The sequence below is a fragment of the Methylophaga sp. UBA3192 genome, from assembly GCA_002363955.1.
Lineage (GTDB): Bacteria > Pseudomonadota > Gammaproteobacteria > Nitrosococcales > Methylophagaceae > Methylophaga.
On sequence record DEXE01000007.1, the window covers coordinates 433,006 to 451,858 of the forward strand.

The following is an 18,853-nucleotide window of genomic DNA, read 5'->3' on the forward strand; positions in this document are numbered from 1 at the left end:
CTTTTTGCTGCCGGATGAGAGATTTGAATCACGCTCTCGTCCTGAATTTTAGAAATAACCTTCCTGTTTCTTTTTCTCCATCGAGCCAGCTTCATCGTGATCGATGGCACGCCCCTGACGTTCAGAAGTCGTTGTCAAAAGCATTTCCTGAATGATTTCTGGCAAGGTATCGGCATCCGATTTCACCGCACCGGTCAGTGGATAACAGCCCAGGGTACGGAAACGGACTTTTTCCATACGGATTTTCTCACCTTCCGGGATACGCATACGGTCATCATCAACCATGATGGTCAGACCATTGTAGTTAACAACCGGACGCTCAGCGGCATAGTACAGCGGCACAATCGGGATTTGCTCCAGATAGATATATTGCCAGATATCCAATTCTGTCCAGTTCGATAGCGGGAAAACACGAATACTTTCACCCTTGTTCACTCTGCTGTTATAAATATTCCATAACTCAGGGCGCTGGGCCTTAGGATCCCAGCGATGATTTTTATCACGGAAGGAATACACCCGCTCCTTGGCACGGGACTTTTCTTCATCACGGCGGGCACCACCAAATGCCGCATCAAAGCCATGTTTACTCAGAGCCTGTTTCAACGCATCGGTTTTCATAATGTCGGTATAACGGGGATGGTCAAAAGGATTAATGCCGGCTTCAACGCCTTCCTGATTGGTGTGAACAATGAGCTCCAGCCCCAAGTCTTTGGCGCGTTGGTCACGAAATCTGACCATCTCCTGAAATTTCCAGGTAGTATCGATATGCATTAATGGAAATGGTGGTTTGCCCGGGTAAAATGCTTTCATTGCCAGATGCAGCATGACAGCGGAATCCTTACCAATCGAATACAGCATAACCGGATTTTCAAACTCAGCGGCCACTTCACGCATGATGTGAATACTTTCAGCTTCGAGTTGTTTTAAGTGCGTCAGTTGTTTTTCAGTCATAATTTTCTCTGTTACTTAGGTTCTGTTGCTCTTTCAGAGCCACCACTGCTGGAGGCTATTTTTTTGTCTCACAAGGCGGAAATGATGCGATGTAGTTGCTCTACATAAGTCATTTCCAACGCCGTGAGGCGGAAAAATAGTCCCAGCCCTGCGGGTTGTGGCTGAAAATACACCACTCCGCGTTACTAGTCGTTTATTTAGAATAACTAAACTGCTCTCCTCGCGCCTTGATTGGTGTATTTTCAGTCACAACAGAGGCGGCTATGAAAGAGCATCAGACCCTACCCTTTACGTGTAAGCCACATTCTTTGGTTTCCGGGTTTTCCCACCACCAGCGGCCCGCCCGAATATCTTCACCCGGGGTAATCGCTCTGGTGCATGGCGCACAGCCAATACTGGCGTAGCCCTGGTTGTGCAGTTCATTAAAAGGAACATCAAAGGCGCGGATATATTTCCATACTTCGCCATTGGACCAGTCCGTCAGTGGACTGAATTTTTGCAACTCATGATCAGCATCCCATTCAGATACCGGCAGTTCATTTCGCGTCACCGACTGTGATCGGCGCATGCCTGTCAGCCAGGCTTTTTTGCCGGTTAAAGCACGGTTTAATGGTGCTACTTTCCGGATACCACAGCATTGTTTGCGTAAGTCAACACTGTCATAAAAGGCATTCGGGCCATTGTGTGTGACAAATTGTTGAAGGCTCAATGCATCCGGATAATAAACCTCAACCTCAAGCTGATAATGCTTTTTAGCCTGCTGCATTAAATCATAGGTTTCCTTGGGCAGTCGACCGGTATCTAGCGTAAAAATACCGATTTCTGGTGCGAATTTAGCAATCATATCCATCAGCACCATATCCTCGGCACCATAACTGGTCGCTAATACCGCAGGACTATAGTCCGTCACTATCTGCTCCAGCAGTTGTTTTGCTGTATCAATTTTCAGTTGAAGTTTTTCACTAATATCTGTCATGTCGAATTACTTTTTTATTCATTTATTTATGTTTTACAGTAAACATTTAATACCCACCATCAGTAAAATGACGGCGAGTAATGGCCGTAAAATCTTGTCTGAAATCCGTATCCCCAAGTGAGAACCAATATATATACCGGGCAATGATCCCATCAGCAAATAAGATAACAGTGACCAATCAACGGTACCCACTGCGGAGTGCCCCAGTCCGGCTACGGCTGTCAGTGGTACAGCATGAGCAATATCGGTTGCCACAATTTCCACACCACGCATTCGCGGATACAGAAACAATAAAACGACAGCTCCCAACGCTCCAGCTCCCACTGAAGAGAGTGTCACCATCACCCCCAATAAAGCCCCGACAATAACCGTAGCTGGCGCTTTTATGGTTTCATCCTGGCGTAACCGGTAAAGGTAATTTACAAAGGGGTGCCCTTTTCGCGCTTTCAGAATACCAGCCAGCCAGTCTTTCAAAAGCAGGGCACTGGAAGTCAAAATCAACGCCACCCCCAGTGCAATGGTAATTAGCTCATTATGCTTTCCTTCATGCACACCCGTTGCACTGAGAAACCATAACGTTAACAGTGTCGCCGGCAGACTGCCCGCTGCAAGACGCCAAACTACACGCCAATGCACTACACCGTGTCGCCAGTACGCCCAGATCCCTCCCGCCTTGGTCACCGCGGCAAACAACAGATCCGTTCCTACTGCAACGGCAGGCTGAATACCAAAACCAAAAATCAGAATGGGTGTCATTAAAGACCCTCCACCGACTCCTGTCATACCGACCATAATACCTACACCGAGGCCTGCCAGTAGAAAACCCCATTCCATCTATTAATTTAACCTTCTAACCTGCTTCATTGCGGCAAGTTTACCATCTGGCAATATTCAATCAATGAATATTATTTTTTATCTATATAAAAAATTAATATATAAAGACTTCTATGGCTAAAGGTTGAATTATCGCAGCGTTAACACAGCCTTAACCTCTTGCGATAGAGACTGTTTACTGTTCACATTTCTTTCACGGTATTTAACCGATGCTCTAACTCCAAATCCACTCTAGGATGAGAGGCTGAAAATGACAACTTATCGAATTTTGTTAGTTATAACAGCAGTATGTTCTGCGCTTATTACTGCAGTATTTATAAATCCGGTTAATTCCAGCGGTTCGCGCCAGCCGTTACAATTCGAGATCCCACATATTCCTTACACTCTCGACAATGAGCGTAATCTGACGGCTGATCCATTAACTCTGGCGCTCAGAATGTGTACTGCAGATGGCTGTGAATATATCGCTTTGTCACCAGATGATTCACAACATTTTTTAAGCACCGAAAACGAAGCTGAAACGCAAAACAGTGATTTCCAACGCACAGTCCCTTTGCACTTACCGCAACGGGGTGTGCCGATCATTGAAATGTGACATTACCCAGAAATGTGTTGATTGATTTTTTATCTATTTTTTTTATATCTTTACCTTTTCTAATAACTAAATCGGATAAACCATGAAGTTGCAGCAACTCAAATATGTTCGCGAAGTCGCGCGCCGGGGCCTCAGCATATCCGCCGCAGCACAAGCGCTTCATGCTTCTCAGCCAGGTGTCAGTAATCAGATACAATTGCTGGAAGATGAACTAGGTTTATTAATTTTCGAACGACATGGAAAACGCTTATCCGCCATTACCCCTCTGGGTGAATCCGTGATAGCCATGGCTGAGCGAGTATTACAGGAAGTCGACAATTTACGAGAACAAGCCGCAGACAGTCGTCATGAAAAAAAGGGCACACTTTCAATCGGCACCACGCATACTCAGGCACGCTATGCCCTGCCAAAAGCAATCAAAGCTTTTTCAGAACAATATCCAGATGTTCATTTGAATATGGTGCAAGGCACTCCTCCCGAAGTAGCAGAGATGGCAGCCACCGGAAAAGTTGATTTAGCGATCGCAACAGAAGGGTTGTCCAAATTTGATAATCTGGCAATTCTGCCATGCTATGAATGGAATCGAACCGTCATTACACCACCCGGTCATCCACTTTTAAAGGAAAAAAAACTAACGCTTGAAGCTATTTCGCAATATCCCATCCTGACTTATGTGATGGGGTTTACCGGACGTGCTCAGCAGGACCAATCTTTTATTGAACGCGGCCTAAAGCCCAATGTCGTCTTCACCGCAACTGATGCCGATGTTATCAAGACCTACGTGGAACTCGGTCTTGGCATAGGCATTATAGCCAGCATGGCATTTGATCCTGTAAAAGATGCGCCATTGCAGGCAATGGATGCCAGTGGTTTATTTAAACCAAGTACAACCCATATGGGGATACGCAAAGGCAGCTACCTTCGTGGTTACAGCTATGCTTTTATTGAGTTTTTTGCCCCACATTTACAACGTGACACGATCCGGAACGCCATTGCATTGTGAAATTTTCCCTTTGGCATTTTGGAATGTAATGGTAGTTTATTTGGGCTGATTTTTAGCATTTCAAATGAAATATAAGAAGGAAATATAATGAAAGCTGTATTAAAAGGCCTTTTAACAGGCTTGTTCCTATTGCCAGCATTAGTATTTGCCCATGGTGCTTCACGTTTACAAGTTGAAGAAACAGTGCTGATTAATGCTGATGCTGACATCGTCTGGGAAATGGTTAAAGATTTTGACAGTCTGCATAAATGGCACCCGGCCATTATTTCTACCGACGCGCAAGGTGGAAATGAAGTGGGTGCCACTCGCATTCTAACGTTGAAAAATGATTCCACCATCACTGAAACGTTGAAAAAGTTTGATGAAGAAACCAAGAGCTTTATGTATGAAATCAATGAAATGAGCTCTGTGGGTCAAGTGGATATCGAAGGTGAAATGCATGATATCCCTGCGGTTCCGGTCAGCAAATACAAAGCCTGGGTGACGGTTGAAGCAGAAGGCGATCAAACCAAGGTCATCTGGTTAGCCAAATTTTTCCGTGGTTATACCGGCAATCATCATGAACCTAAAGAGCTGAATGACGAAACGGCAACCAATGCCATTCAGGGCATTTTCCGTTCAGGTCTGGATACTTTGAAAGCTAAAATCGAAAACTAAGTTATTCATCACTTGAACATTTAAGGCATCTTCGGATGCCTTTTTTGTATGTGATAGAAAATATTAATGATGGGAAAAAAGCATATTTTTCTGTATATTTACTCTACTTGCTAATACAAGCCTCGGGGTGGTCGCAAGGCCTGAGATTCACCAGTTTGGTGGAGACCCGATGAACCTGATCCAGGTAATACTGGCGTAGGGACAGGCGGCAACACCTTCTTGCTAGATCAATGCAAATGGCGTGATCCCCTGTCCTTTTTATGAAATTAAAAAGGATAGTCATGAAACCCACCCTGCTTTCCATTGCAGTTACCAGCGCGCTTTTTTCACCATGCGCAGTTGCTCAGAACAACAGTACCGATCTACCCTCCATGCTAGTTAGCGCTGACTTTCGTCCGGCCGAAGCACAGGACATTCCCGTCAGTCTGACCACATTTGATGAAGATATTATTGAATCGCGTGGCGCTCAGCATATTGAAGATGTGTTGAATCTGGCACCTAATGTAAACCTTTCCAGCGGTGCGTCTCGTGGCCAGTTTTTTCAGATCCGCGGTATTGGTGAACGAAGTGAGTTTCTGGCGCCTCTTAATCCATCAGTCGGCCTATATATTGATGGTATAGATTTTAGCCGCAGTGGCGGCGCAGCTACTTTATTTGATATTGAGAAAGTAGAAGTATTACGCGGCCCACAGGGTACGTTGTATGGTGCCAATGCATTAGCTGGCGTTATTAATATGCAAAGCAAACAGGCGACCAATGATCTGGATATGAACTTTCAGTCCACTATTGGCAATTACAATACGCGCAGTGTTGGTGTTGCCGTTGGCGGCCCACTGATTAAAGACACATTACTGGGACGGATAGCCGTACATACCCATCGTTCAGATGGTTATATGGATAACGATTTTCTGGGTCGGGATAATACGCAAAATCAGGATGAACTGACTGCCCGCGGACATTTAAAATGGCTGGTCAGTAATGATCTGACCATTGATCTTAATTTACTACATTTGAATATTGACAATGGTTACGACGCTTTCACACTGGATAACAGTCGAAACAGCCTGTCAGATCAGCCTGGTAAAGACAAACAGCATACCAATGCGTTTGCATTGAATACTGACTGGCGTGCCAACAGTAAAGTGCAATTGCAATCAACCTTGACCTATTCCAAATCTGATTTGGAATATAGTTACGATGATGACTGGTCATTTAAAACACAATTTCCTGTTGATGCTACCTGTGTGGATGCCGATGAAGACAATGATGCATTTAACTGTCCTTATAGTGGTTTTGATCAATATAAGCGTGAACGGGAAAATTATTCATTTGAATTCAGGGCTCTATCAAATGAAGATGGTCGTATTTTTTCTGATACAACCGATTGGTCCGTTGGTATTTATCTCGCCGATCAACGTCAGGACTTAAAACGCACCTATTTTGCGAATGCCATTGATAGTGATGCAGTTTTTCCGTTTGCTTTAGATAATACTTATAAAACGTTTAATAGCGCCATTTATGGCCAACTTGATACTGCCTTAACCGATAAGCTGACTTTAATAACCGGTTTACGCGTTGAACATTGGGACGCTGATTATGAGGATTCGCAAGGATTGGATCTCGATGACAACGATGTATTATTCGGTGGCAAAGTCGGTCTGAATTATCAGTTCCGCCCACAACACCTTTTATACACATCATTATCCCGCGGCTACAAAGCTGGGGGGGTTAATACGGAAGCAGATCTGGCTTCCGGCTTACGCAAATTCAATAATGAATATTTATGGAATCTGGAAGCCGGCATGAAGTCATTGTGGCTGGATGGCAGTCTGGTGACCGATATCACCGCATTTTATGGTTTACGAAAAGATGCCCAGGTAAAAACATCTGTCAGTGTTCCTCGTGATGGTGGCGGCACCCGTTTTATCGATTATCAGGATAATGCAGCCAAAGGTCGTAATATGGGCATTGAAGCAAGTGTTGACTGGTTGATCAATGAACGAATAAGAACCTTTGCAGCATTAGGTCTTTTACACGCGACATTTGACGAATACAACAACCCTGAACTGGATGAGGCTGGTTTAAATATTCAGGGCAGAAGGCAGGCTCATGCTCCAGCCTACACTTTCAGTGTTGGCAGTGAAGTCTATCTGACCCCGCAATGGACTCTTCGCGCCAATGTTGAGGGCAAGGATGAGTTCTATTACTCCAACAGCCATAATGCGAAATCCAGTTCTTACGCCATTACCAATGCCAGTTTGCAGTACCAGCAGCAAAACTGGACATTTACCTTATGGGGACGCAACCTGTTTGATAAAGATTATTACACTCGCGGCTTCTTCTTTGGTATCGATCCTTCCACGGAATATGAAGATCGGGTTTATACCCAGTATGCCGATCCTCGTACTTTTGGCATGACTGTTTCTTACGACTACTAATTTATACGGGGCACAGTAGTGCCCCACTTTTTCCGGAAATCATTATGCGAATTTCAGTTGATATCAGCCTTTATCCGCTGACAGAACAATTTGTCGAACCAATTCTGGCGTTTATTGCCAAGTTGGAAAACAATCCGAAACTGATTGTGCATCGTAATACTTTGAGCACCCAGATTTTTGGTGAATATCGTGATGTAATGGATGCAATGGACAGCGAAATTGAAGCTGTATTTGCCCAACTGCCTCATAGTGTTTTTGTGTTGAAACTGATTGGTAACGATCGTCATCAAGTTAAAGACTGATGTCTGAGTCAGGTTGGTGGGATATTACGCTAGCTGGATTGGTGTCCATGAGTGGCTGGGAAGTATTTGCCGCGCTGCTTGGCATCGGTTATATCCTGTTTGCTGCCCGTGAATCCCAATGGTGCTGGCCATTAGCGTTTATCAGTACCATTATTTACACCATCCTGTTTTGGGAAAATCAGTTACCAATGCAGGCTCTGCTCAACCTGTATTACATCGGTATGGCGGTCTATGGCTTTATTCTCTGGCATCGTCATGAAAACCAGACGGCAGAACTGAATATTCACAGCTGGCCGTGGCAATATCATCTTATCTTTATTGCCACTGGCGGGTTTCTCAGCCTGGTATTTGGCTATTACCTATCGGCACACGCCACGCAATATCCCTATCTGGATGCTGCAGTGATGGTGTTTTCAGTGATGAATACCGTTTTGATGGCGCGTAAAGTTCTGGAAAACTGGCTGTATTGGCAAGTTATCAACAGCTCGGCGATTGTACTTTATGCATTGACCGGTTTTTACGCCACCATTGTCATGTTCAGTATTTATCTGTTTCTCGCCATGGCCGGGTATTTTAAATGGCGTCAGTTATTAGCAAAACAACACCAGACCCAACAAGCTTAACTGAACCGTTCAGGATGATTGAGCCACAAATTCAAATCTGTCTCACCTAGCACATTCATTAAAAAAAGTAATAAACGGTATGGCAGCCGAACAGCCGTCAGATTAGGAATGGTCTGATGGTTCAGATATTCAACTGCAAAAAGCTCAGCCTGTTGTTGATCCAATAAATATTCCAGCAAAACAAATTCTAATGTTTGGGGGCCATAGACAATCGCATCCAAATCGACCAAGGCAGAGAGCTGGTCCTGCTGCATCAGAAATTGATCCCATCGCAAATCAGGCATTATGGGTACAAACATCTTTTCACAAAGCTGTTCAGCTTGGATAAAGACCTGCTGTAAAACAGCCTGATCAATTGCAGGCTTTTGTTGCTGTATCAGTAATTCTATCGTTGATTTCAGGCGTAGCGGCCACTCTGCAGCGGTAAATTGCGGCTGTTGCACATTCCCCCACTTTGAATGCTGCTGTTGATGCACCGATCCAAGGTGTTTTGCCAGGGACTTAATCGTATGCTGATTTACAGCTAAAGCGTGCACATCATTTCCAGGCAACCAACGGGTCAAAACAAACTCTGCTGCCTCAGCGGCCATTAAGGATGGGACACTTAAAGAACTGATATTTGATATCTGTTGATAAACTTCTGCAATATTTCCCAATGACACTGGGAAATTGATGGCAAACAGGCTATTCATGCCACGCCAGAAAGCCGACTGTTGAATCGTGTCATGATCACACCGCTTCAACACCATCGGTCCATCAACGGTTTCACAAAACCAGAGTTGATGGCTGCTATCGCTAAACTGGACGGGAATTCTGCTTGCCGGTTTTAGCAATACCGGCAAACCTTGCTGCTGCTGATCTGAAAGCGATGGGTAGTTTACCAAGGCAGCACTTCACCATTCATATGCCAGAACGTACCAGTGTTATCAATATTCAACTCAGCCATGCGATCCAGCAAACCTTTTGCCGATTCATCCGCATCAATCAAGCCACCATGCCCTGTCATATCGGTTCTCACCCAACCAGGATGCAGAATTGCCACAGCAATACCTTTAGGTTTCAAATCGATTGATAGCGACTTGCCCGCCGCATTTACAGCCGCTTTAGACATGCGGTAAGCATAACTACCACCGGAATCATTATCCGCAATTGAGCCCATTCGGCTGGTGATGATACCCACCTTGCTACCCTGAGACAGATGATTCACTAATGACTGGGTAGTCAATAACGGACCAAGACTGTTTACATCAAACATGCTTTTAAAACTTTCAATAGCATTCGAATCAATATCATTGAGCCCTAAACCTGCGGCGATACCGGCATTATTTATCAGCCAATCAATTTTACGATCGCCGAGTTTTTCCGAAAGTGCTTTCAGACTGATAGGATCGCTGACTTCCACATCTTCAATAATTTCCACATCCAGTTCGGCCAATGCCGGAGAGCGATGACGACAAGTCGCAATCACATCAAAGCCACGTGCTTTTAATTGCCGGCAGAGTTCAAGCCCGATGCCTCTGTTGCTGCCGGTTACCAGTGCGGTTTGTGACATATCCTGCTCCTTAGTTGTGCTTACGAAGGTTTTTCATTGTAGTCGCTGATGGCGACAACACAACGCCTGCTTCAGTAACAATAGCGTTTATCAGCCCTGCCGGTGTGACGTCAAAGGCCGGATTGGAAACCTGAACGCCATCTGGCGCAATTTGCTGGCTACCAATATGTGTTATTTCAGTTGCTGGTCGTTGTTCAATTGGAATAAGTTCACCTGATTCTGTTTGCCAGTCAATCGTCGATAACGGTGCGACCACCATCACTTTCACCTGGTGATACTTGGCTAAAACGGCTAGAGAGTATGTACCGATTTTATTGGCCACATCACCATTGGCAGAAATCCGATCAGCACCGACAATAACCCAATCAATCTGACCCGAAGCCATTAATGCTGCCGCAGCGACATCGGCCTGCAAGGTACAGGGAATATTGTCCTGTATTAATTCCCAGGCGGTTAATCGCGCACCTTGTAACCAGGGACGCGTTTCGTCGATATAGACATGCTGTATTTTACCATCGGCATATCCCTGCCGAATAACTCCTAATGCGGTACCAAAGCCACCAGTCGCCAATGCACCAGCATTACAATGCGTTAGCACTATGCTGTTAGCATGTATCAAATCTGCTCCCAGCTTTCCCATGGTCTGGTTGGCAACGATATCCTGCTGATGAATCTCAACTGCAGCTTGCAGCAGTTCCGCTTCTGGCGAATAGGTTTCCGGTAAATGAATATAAATGGCTTTCATCCGCTCGATCGCCCAATTTAAATTCACCGCTGTAGGCCGCGATGCTGCCAGTTTTGCCAAAGGTTCATACATGGCTTGTTTCCAGTTCACACCGGCTTTGTTCCATGCTGTACGGGACGCCAGAACCACTGCATAAGCCGCTGTTACACCAATAGCTGGGGCGCCTCTCACCACCATATCCCGAATAGCATGACTGACATCATCAATATGCTCAAAACTGAGCCAGACCTGATGTGTTGGAAGCAAACGCTGATCCAGTAAATGCAGTTGTTGATCATGCCACTTGATGGGCTGAATCATTTCACTGATGCTTTGCACTGTGTTCTCCTGCTGATGGCGGTTATAATCGGACGCTATGGAAAACGTCGATCTGATAATAAATGCCCGCTGGTGTCTGCCGATGACGGCAGATCAACTCATTCTTGAAAATCATTCTATTGTCGTCAATGAGGGCAATATTGTAGCGCTATTACCGCAAACTCAGGCGGAACAGCTTTATATAGCTACTCAGACACAGGATCTCGATGAACATTGCGTGATGCCGGGATTAATTAACAACCATGGCCATACCCCTATGACATTATTCCGCGGTTTAGCGGATGACTTGCCTCTGATGACCTGGCTAAATAACCATATCTGGCCTGCTGAACAACAGTTTGTTGGTGATGCATTTGCTGAGGCCGGATCGGCTTTGGCTATTGCTGAAATGATCCGTGGCGGCACCACCTGTTTCAGTGATATGTATTTCTTTCCAGAAGCAACTGCCCGGGTAGTTGATAGCAGCGGTATTCGGGCAAGTCTGGGCATGGTCGTCATTGAGTTCCCCACTAACTGGGCGAAAGATGTAAATGAGTACTTACATAAAGGCCAGGCCTTACACGATCAGTATCGTCATCACCCGCGCATCACTACCAATTATGCGCCACATGCGCCCTACACCGTTTCTGACAAAACACTTGAAGCCATTATCATTAACGCCGAAGAACTGGATTTGCCGATTCAGATGCATATTCATGAAACGGCGGCAGAAGTCAGCGATAGTCTTTCCCAGTTTGGCAAACGTCCATTGGAAAGACTCAAAGACTTAGGTTTGCTCTCTCCACGATTAATTGCGGTGCATATGACGCAGCTAACGGAAAAAGAAATGGACTGGTGCGCCGAAGCAGGCGTTCACATCGTGCATTGCCCGGAGTCTAATTTGAAACTGGCCAGTGGTTTCACACCCGTTGCCGAACTCATCAAGCGTGGCGTCAATATCAGTATTGGTACCGATGGCGCGGCATCCAATAACGATCTGGATATGTTTGCAGAAATGCGTCAGGCAGCTATTCTGGCAAAAGGTGTCTCTGGTGATCCCAGCGTAGTGCCTGCTTACCAGGCTTTGCAGATGGCCACCATCAATGCGGCCAAGGCTCTCGGTATTGATTCCATCACCGGCACGCTGGAAACCGGTAAAACCGCCGATATTATTGCCATCGATCTCAGCGAGATTGAAACTCAGCCAATATATAATTTGCCGTCTCAATTGGTCTACGCCACCAGTCGCGATAAAGTTTCTGATGTCTGGGTCGCTGGAAAACAATTATTAAAACAACGTCAGCTCACCACATTAAATGCACAACATATTTCTGCCCAGGCACAACAATGGGCAACAAAAATAAGGTCTTCCTCATGACAAAACATAATGTTGATCCAGCCGAAGTCGCTAAATTTGATGCACTGGCATCAAGCTGGTGGGATCCGGAAGGTCAATCCAAACCGCTGCATGAAATCAATCCGTTGCGACTGACCTTTATTAATGAAAGAACCCAGTTGAAAAATGCCCGGGCTATCGACGTAGGTTGTGGCGGCGGTATTCTCACTGAGGCTTTGGTAAAAAGCGGTGCAGATACTCTTGGAATAGATATGGGTGAAATGCCACTCAATGTTGCCAAACTGCATGCGCTGGAAGCTGGCCTGAAAATCAAATATGAACTGACGACCGCAGAAACCATGGCGGAAAATCATCCGGATGAATTTGATGTTGTGACCTGCATGGAAATGCTGGAACATGTGCCCGACCCACAGGCGATTATTACTGCCTGTGCCACCATGGCAAAACCCGGTGGGGATGTTTTTTTCTCAACCTTGAACCGTAATCCTAAGGCTTATTTGTTAGCCATTGTTGGTGCTGAATATATTGCCAACATGCTGCCAAAAGGCACACATGATTATGCCCGTTTTATTCGACCATCTGAGCTGGCGCGTTGCTGCCGTGAAGCCGGTTTGCATGTTTATGATATCACTGGCATTACATACAACCCGTTGACCCGCCACTATAAACTCAGCAGAGATGTGGATGTCAATTACCTTATTCACTGCAGAAAAATCTAGTGTTTATTTCTCCGTTTAATGTGGTGCTGTTTGATTTGGATGGCACACTTGTCGATACAGCACCTGATCTGGGTTTCGCGTTAAATACCCTGTTAGAACAGGAAGGCAAACAACCATTGGATCATGCCCGGATTCGTCCAGTTGCCAGTCATGGTAGTGCTGGATTATTGAAACTGGGATTTGGCATTGAAAAGGAAGATCCCGTTTATCCTGCCTTGCAACAACGTTTTTTGAGCCTGTATGCTGAAAATATTGCCCGTGAATCAGATTTGTTTATCGGTATGCAACAGGTACTAGAGGGCCTCACCGCTAACGGTATTAGATGGGGCGTCGTGACCAATAAACCATCGTTTCTCACGATTCCGCTAATGAAGGCATTGAATTTAGCCGAGGCTGCTGCATGCATCGTCAGTGCCGATACCACTCCTCACAGTAAACCGCATCCGGCGCCAATGCTACATGCCTGTGAGCTGGTTAAGGCTAAACCGGTTGATTGCATTTATATTGGTGATGCTGAGCGGGATATTCAGGCGGCACATAATGCCCAGATGCGCTCTGTCGTTGCTTTATACGGTTATATTTCAGAGACTGATGAACCGGAATCCTGGCAGGCTGACTGTATGATTAACCATCCCCACGAGATATTACAATGGATTTAACTCCAGCGTTCTTTCTGCAACATCAGGACTTATTGATTGTTTTGCTGGTTGGTATTTTACTTGGCATTGTTCTCGGTCTGGTTATTCGTAATGGCAAAATTCGTGTTTTGGAACATAAAAATGCAGAGTTAGAACTGACATTACAACTAGAACAAAAAAACAAACAACAGTTGGATGAAATCCTCGACCATACTCGTGATCAACTTGCTAATACTTTTAATCAGCTTTCTAATGAAGCTTTAACACGCAATAACTCCAACTTTTTGCGATTGGCCGAAGAAAATCTGAAACGTTTCCAAAGTGAAGCCAAAGCGGATTTGGGAACCAAAGAAAAAGCCATTGAGCAAATGCTTAAACCAATTAACGAAGCATTGCAGCAAACCACCAAGCAAATTCAGGAAATTGAGAAAGATCGCAAAGAAGCCTATGGCAGTCTGAACACCACCATCGCTCAAATGAACCTGAACCAACAGCAGTTGCAACTTGAGACCCAGAATCTGGTTCAGGCATTGCGTCGCCCGGAAGTACGAGGGCAATGGGGTGAAATGACGTTACGCCGTCTGGCTGAACTCAGTGGCATGGTGTCACATTGTGATTTTTATGAGCAAACGCATACCACCACCGAAACCGGTAGTATTCGCCCGGATATGATCGTCCGGCTGCCGGAAAAACGTGAAATTATTGTCGATGCCAAGACACCACTTGATGCCTATTTATCGGCCATTCAGGCCAAAGATGATGCCACACGCAAACTGGAATTAAAGCGTCATGCTCAGATTATTCGCGGACGCATCAAAGAACTTTCCCGTAAAAATTACTGGGCGGAATATTCACAATCGCCTGAGTTTGTTGTGTTATTTATTCCCGGTGAGCAATTTCTTTCCGCGGCACTTGAAGTCGATCCTGCTTTACTGGAAGACAGTATGAGCCAGAATATTATTTTGGCCACCCCTACCAACTTTATTGCTCTGTTACGTGCTGTTTCCTATGGTTGGAAACAACAGGCATTAGCCGAAAATGCTGAGATAATTCGTGAACTCGGTGAAACCCTCTATAAACGACTGTCTACCTTCGGCAACCACTTGAGTAAATTAGGCAATAGCCTTGGAAGTAGTGTTAATCATTTTAATAGTGCGGTCGGTTCTCTGGAACGTCAGGTATTACCCGGTGCCCGTAAATTTACAGAAATGGGCATCAGTAGCAAAAATGCGATCACCGACCTGCCTCCTGTAGAACAAATGCCACGCCAGGTTCAAAATCTTAGCGATGAGGAGTAAATCCGAACTCAACAAGGCGTATGCGTTTTGTTTAAAAATGGCTAAATCGCATTACGAGAATTTTCCAGTCGCCTCTATTTTATTGCCAAAAAAATTACGTCGCCCCATTACGGCCATTTATGCATTTGCCCGTACTGCAGATGATTTTGCTGATGAAGATAATTTAACGGCGAAAGACCGGTTGCATCTACTCAATAGCTACAGTCTGCATCTATCTGACATTACTGAACGAAGATATCACGGTAACGATCCCATCTTTATTGCTTTAGAAGATACTGTGCATCGTTTCAAACTACCCGTTCAATTATTGGAAGACTTGTTGACTGCCTTTAGACAGGATGTGGTCAAGACACGTTATGCATCCTTTAATGAGGTGCTCGATTATTGTCGATTTTCGGCCAACCCTGTAGGACGCCTTCTTTTACACCTGCAGGGACAACCGACTGAGCTACAGCTTAAACAATCGGATGCGATCTGTACCGCGCTACAATTAATTAATTTCTATCAGGATATTGTGCAGGACTACACTGAGCAGAATCGTATTTACTTACCGCAAGATGAGCTGGCAGCCAATAGAATTACGGAAGTTTTATTGACTCAATCGGACACCCGTCAATTAGCACCATTAATGCGAAGCATGTATCGGCGAACGGAAAGCATCATGATGGAAGGCTACGAACTGGGTTTAAGCATATCAGGCCGACTCGGCTGGGAAATCAGAGCGATGACTCTGGGTGGAATAAAAACTTTATCCTTACTCAAACGGCAGCCGGATATGGCTCTACTGACAAGACCGCGGCTATCGCGAAAAACATTGGCAGGTATCTTCATGAACAGTGCAGTTAAAACCCGCTATCAACAATTAATTTATAAATTGTCATAATGTTTTAAAACCTGCATCCCGGCGATTTATATGCATATTAGACCAAAGCCAACATAAGGCATGCTCTGTAATAATTAAACTCTTTGGCACGTTTTAATGCTGTTTTCCTCAATAAAACTTTAATTTGTAATTTAATACAGACTGTAACTAACTATTTATAAAAATAAAAAACAAATTACAAATGGCGTAGTCATATATGGTCGCAAACACGTTTTATAACGTTTTTTGCACGAATAAACGCCATAAAATCACTTGATACTACGTTCAAACTTTTTATGTTATGGTCAAAAAATTCTCTTTTAGTACAGCTTTGGAATATTCTTGAACAGCTTAAGCTTATATATATTTATACCGCTAGTACTCTTATTAGTTTGCCTAACTTTTTTTAGCTTATCTAATAGTGAAAAATGGTGGATTCGTGCACTGGATTTCCCTCGAATGCAGTTTTTCATTTTCGCTTTAGTTTTGTTAGCAACTGAAATTTTTTTTCTGGACTACTCAAAACCAAGTTTCTGGATGCTTTTTGGTCCAACTCTGTTAGCGTTTGCCTATCAGCTATGGTGGATATTGCCATACACCAGTTTGTATCCCAAAGAGGTTCAGCAAATTGATCAAGTCGATACTGAAAATAGTATCAAAATCATCACCGCTAATGTCCTGATGTCTAATAAACACGTTGAAAAACTTATAAGTCTTGTTGAACAGAATAAGCCCGATATTCTTGTTACATTGGAAACCAACCAATGGTGGCAATCAAAGCTCAAAAATATTGAAGATGATTATCCTTACAGAATGAGCTGCCCACTAGAAAACCTTTATGGTATGCACATATATTCCAAATACGTTTTGTCAGATTCAAAAACTGAATTTCTGGTTGAAGATGATATACCATCGATGCATACGCTCTTAACATTACCATCCGGGCAGAATATTCGGATGCACTTTCTGCATCCTGCACCACCAAGTCCTACTGAAAATGAAGAATCTTCCGAACGGGATGCTGAATTAATTATGGTGGCTAAAAGTGTTGCGGGTGCAGAAACGCCTGTTATTGTAACCGGAGACCTGAATGATGTTGCCTGGTCAAAAACAACCCGACTATTTCGTAAGATTAGCAAACTGTTAGATCCGCGGATTGGCAGAGGAATGTTCAACACATTTCATGCTGATTTTTGGTTTATGCGCTGGCCCTTGGATCACTTGTTTCATAGTCCTCATTTTAAGCTATATGCAATGCGTCGCTTGTCACCGTTTGGATCAGATCATTTTGCTTTACTCACGCAATTGATTTACAACAAATCTTACATTGATGCTTTACAGTCAGGGCTAACAGCAGATAAAGACGATCAAGCATTCGCTAAAGAAAAGCTAAGCACTGAACGTGTCAGCGAAAATGATGTCCCGTCACCGGGTTAACTGGACTTTTTTAGTGGTTTTATTTATTTAAATATTAAGGACAACCTTTTTGATGTTAAACAAACTTATTTCAACATTTTTCATTGTAGTTATTTTAATGATTTCAGGATGTGGGCACTATAAACATGGTCACGTGCCGCCCGGCCACGATCCATCTGGCCCTGGAAACAGTGAAAATGCTCCGGGACATAATAAATACAAAAAATAAATCGTACTTATAAAAAGGATATTACCCAATCACCGCTTTGCTGGGCGAAGTATTCGTATCAAAAGTCATCGAAAGCTGATCTAGTGTGGAGGAATTTATATTAAGTTCCACGATTCCATGATCCTCGCATGAGAAGTCAACTCGCAAGGCTCGATATGACGTATTAAGTGGTTTTAAACCTTCGGTATAAATAAACTAGAACCCAACACAAAAAAATTTATCCATATTGTCAATTAGCCATTAGGATTAAGACTTAATGTGGATTTATCCCGATACCAGTTTATTGCGAAACTTGACGCTTTGCTTGAATGATTGGAGTCCGGTTATGAAAACAATTACTTTTGGAAAATTCTCGGCGCCTAGCGCAACACCAATTACATCAGACCTTGATGGTTGGATTCCATTTGAAGGCTTGCCGACTATGACTACCTGGCTTGAATATGTCTCTGCAGACGGTAAGTTATTAACGGGTTATTGGGAAGCTACACCGGGGACTTATCGCGTCATCTATAATGCTGATGAAATGGTGCACATGTTCGAAGGCAAGGCCACATTAAAGGATGACAATGGCGAGTCTGTTAGCTATATCGCCGGTGACAGTTTCGTGGTTAAGGCCGGCTTTAAGGGTACCTGGAAGACGGAACAAACCGTACGCAAGATTTTTGCGATCCGTGTACCACAAGATGTAACTTCACCCTTTGGTGAGTAACGTTATCGCAGTAGACTGTTACTAACCCAGTGTACTTGATAACATCCCTTATCTTCAATGGCATTGAGTTCAAACAAGTTCTGAAATATCTTAGTAAAAAGAGCCCGTCTTCTTAATTGAGGAGGGGCTTTTTTATATAAGTTGCCCATAACATACAAAATCAGGATCTTTTTTTGTATAAAGCCTGGCAGTTATTCACATGGATGTGATGTATTCCGATAACGCAGGAGCGGTTATCGGTGACCTACTTTATCAGCCACATCCCTGTGGCAGACCCTACGGGCTCGCTTCGCTCATGCAAAAACGCTTATCTCCATGGATGGAGTGTATGCAGAAGCAATGCTGGGAGCATTGCCTGTCCTGGCGTTTTTGTCACTTCGTTCAAGCAGGTCACCTTGTCTAAACTTCAGATAATAAAAAAGGCCACCCCTATCGGAGTGGCCTTTTCTATTATATTAAAGCCTGGCAGTGACCTACTTTGATGAGATGCGTCCCTGCCTCTCACCCTTCGGGCGCCTACCGGCGTCCATTATCGCTTATCTCCATGGACGGAGTGTATGCAAAGCAATGTCTGGAACATTGCTTGTCCGGGCGATAATGTCACATGGGGTGTTCGCATGTTCAGGTTAAATCATCACAAGTGTTGAATATA

19 protein-coding genes and 1 riboswitch are annotated in these 18,853 nt (G+C 44.3%); of the genes, 13 read left to right on the top strand and 6 right to left on the bottom strand.

The annotated features are described in order from the left end of the window. Positions 1-48 precede the first annotated feature (48 nt). From cysD to B2337_RS13110, 3 genes are all read right to left on the bottom strand, one after another. Positions 49-951 (bottom strand): sulfate adenylyltransferase subunit CysD, encoded by a 903-nt coding sequence (gene cysD, locus B2337_RS13100; protein WP_292361843.1) that lies wholly within the window; start codon positions 949-951, stop codon positions 49-51. A 274-nt stretch (positions 952-1,225) separates the two neighbouring features. Further along, positions 1,226-1,927, bottom strand: coding sequence for a phosphoadenylyl-sulfate reductase (locus tag B2337_RS13105; RefSeq protein ID WP_292361842.1), 702 nt, complete (start codon positions 1,925-1,927; stop codon positions 1,226-1,228). Positions 1,928-1,960: 33 nt separating this feature from the next. Further along, the gene (locus tag B2337_RS13110) at positions 1,961-2,761 is read right to left on the bottom strand and encodes a sulfite exporter TauE/SafE family protein (protein ID WP_292361841.1); all 801 of its coding nucleotides are present in this window, start codon (positions 2,759-2,761) and stop codon (positions 1,961-1,963) included. Between the two features lie 250 nt (positions 2,762-3,011). Between B2337_RS13110 and B2337_RS13115 the strand changes: the two genes are divergently transcribed. From B2337_RS13115 to pnuC, 6 genes are all read left to right on the top strand, one after another. After that, positions 3,012-3,356 carry a hypothetical protein gene (locus B2337_RS13115; RefSeq protein WP_292361840.1) on the top strand — a complete coding sequence of 115 codons (345 nt, stop codon included), beginning with the start codon at positions 3,012-3,014 and terminating at the stop codon, positions 3,354-3,356. An 82-nt stretch (positions 3,357-3,438) separates the two neighbouring features. Then, on the top strand, positions 3,439-4,359 hold the full coding sequence (cysB, locus tag B2337_RS13120) for an HTH-type transcriptional regulator CysB (protein WP_292361839.1): 921 nt from the start codon (positions 3,439-3,441) through the stop codon (positions 4,357-4,359). A gap of 87 nt (positions 4,360-4,446) precedes the next feature. After that, a complete protein-coding gene (locus B2337_RS13125) occupies positions 4,447-5,016 on the top strand; it encodes an SRPBCC family protein (RefSeq protein WP_292361838.1) in 570 nt (189 codons plus the stop codon). Between the two features lie 113 nt (positions 5,017-5,129). After that, a riboswitch (TPP riboswitch) is annotated at positions 5,130-5,236 on the top strand. Positions 5,237-5,297: 61 nt separating this feature from the next. Then, positions 5,298-7,454: a TonB-dependent receptor gene (locus B2337_RS13130; RefSeq protein WP_292361837.1), complete on the top strand. Its 2,157-nt coding sequence runs from the start codon at positions 5,298-5,300 to the stop codon at positions 7,452-7,454. A 44-nt stretch (positions 7,455-7,498) separates the two neighbouring features. Beyond that, positions 7,499-7,756 carry a YkoF family thiamine/hydroxymethylpyrimidine-binding protein gene (locus B2337_RS13135; RefSeq protein ID WP_292361836.1) on the top strand — a complete coding sequence of 86 codons (258 nt, stop codon included), beginning with the start codon at positions 7,499-7,501 and terminating at the stop codon, positions 7,754-7,756. Then, positions 7,756-8,379, top strand: coding sequence for a nicotinamide riboside transporter PnuC (pnuC, locus tag B2337_RS13140; protein ID WP_292361835.1), 624 nt, complete (start codon positions 7,756-7,758; stop codon positions 8,377-8,379). The genes B2337_RS13135 and pnuC overlap by 1 nt, the downstream gene beginning before the upstream one ends. Here pnuC and B2337_RS13145 read toward each other — a convergent pair. The 3 genes from B2337_RS13145 to mtnA are packed head-to-tail and all read right to left on the bottom strand — an operon-like array spanning position 8,376 to position 10,994. Further along, the gene (locus B2337_RS13145) at positions 8,376-9,263 is read right to left on the bottom strand and encodes a phosphotransferase (protein WP_292361834.1); all 888 of its coding nucleotides are present in this window, start codon (positions 9,261-9,263) and stop codon (positions 8,376-8,378) included. The genes pnuC and B2337_RS13145 overlap by 4 nt on opposite strands. After that, on the bottom strand, positions 9,257-9,931 hold the full coding sequence (locus B2337_RS13150; RefSeq protein ID WP_292361833.1) for an SDR family oxidoreductase: 675 nt from the start codon (positions 9,929-9,931) through the stop codon (positions 9,257-9,259). The genes B2337_RS13145 and B2337_RS13150 overlap by 7 nt, the downstream gene beginning before the upstream one ends. Positions 9,932-9,941: 10 nt before the next feature. After that, positions 9,942-10,994 carry an S-methyl-5-thioribose-1-phosphate isomerase gene (mtnA, locus tag B2337_RS13155; RefSeq protein ID WP_292361832.1) on the bottom strand — a complete coding sequence of 351 codons (1,053 nt, stop codon included), beginning with the start codon at positions 10,992-10,994 and terminating at the stop codon, positions 9,942-9,944. Between the two features lie 37 nt (positions 10,995-11,031). Between mtnA and B2337_RS13160 the strand changes: the two genes are divergently transcribed. The 7 genes from B2337_RS13160 to B2337_RS13190 all read left to right on the top strand — a co-directional run bounded on the left by B2337_RS13160 (position 11,032) and on the right by B2337_RS13190 (position 18,201). Then, positions 11,032-12,351, top strand: a complete 1,320-nt coding sequence (locus tag B2337_RS13160) for a TRZ/ATZ family hydrolase (protein WP_292361831.1) — start codon at positions 11,032-11,034, stop codon at positions 12,349-12,351. Next, complete coding sequence (gene ubiG / locus B2337_RS13165) at positions 12,348-13,049, top strand: bifunctional 2-polyprenyl-6-hydroxyphenol methylase/3-demethylubiquinol 3-O-methyltransferase UbiG (protein WP_292361830.1); 702 nt, start codon at positions 12,348-12,350, stop codon at positions 13,047-13,049. The genes B2337_RS13160 and ubiG overlap by 4 nt, the downstream gene beginning before the upstream one ends. Beyond that, positions 13,049-13,708: an HAD family hydrolase gene (locus B2337_RS13170; RefSeq protein ID WP_292361829.1), complete on the top strand. Its 660-nt coding sequence runs from the start codon at positions 13,049-13,051 to the stop codon at positions 13,706-13,708. The genes ubiG and B2337_RS13170 overlap by 1 nt, the downstream gene beginning before the upstream one ends. Further along, complete coding sequence (locus B2337_RS13175; RefSeq protein ID WP_292361828.1) at positions 13,699-14,985, top strand: DNA recombination protein RmuC; 1,287 nt, start codon at positions 13,699-13,701, stop codon at positions 14,983-14,985. Before B2337_RS13170 ends, B2337_RS13175 begins: the two co-directional genes overlap by 10 nt. Before the next feature lie 37 nt (positions 14,986-15,022). Then, positions 15,023-15,868: a squalene synthase HpnC gene (gene hpnC / locus B2337_RS13180; RefSeq protein WP_292361827.1), complete on the top strand. Its 846-nt coding sequence runs from the start codon at positions 15,023-15,025 to the stop codon at positions 15,866-15,868. A 321-nt stretch (positions 15,869-16,189) separates the two neighbouring features. Continuing rightward, on the top strand, positions 16,190-17,284 hold the full coding sequence (locus tag B2337_RS13185) for an endonuclease/exonuclease/phosphatase family protein (RefSeq protein ID WP_292361826.1): 1,095 nt from the start codon (positions 16,190-16,192) through the stop codon (positions 17,282-17,284). Positions 17,285-17,817: 533 nt separating this feature from the next. After that, entirely contained in the window at positions 17,818-18,201 is a 384-nt protein-coding gene (locus tag B2337_RS13190; RefSeq protein WP_292361825.1) for a cupin domain-containing protein, read from the top strand. Positions 18,202-18,853: the final 652 nt, after the last annotated feature.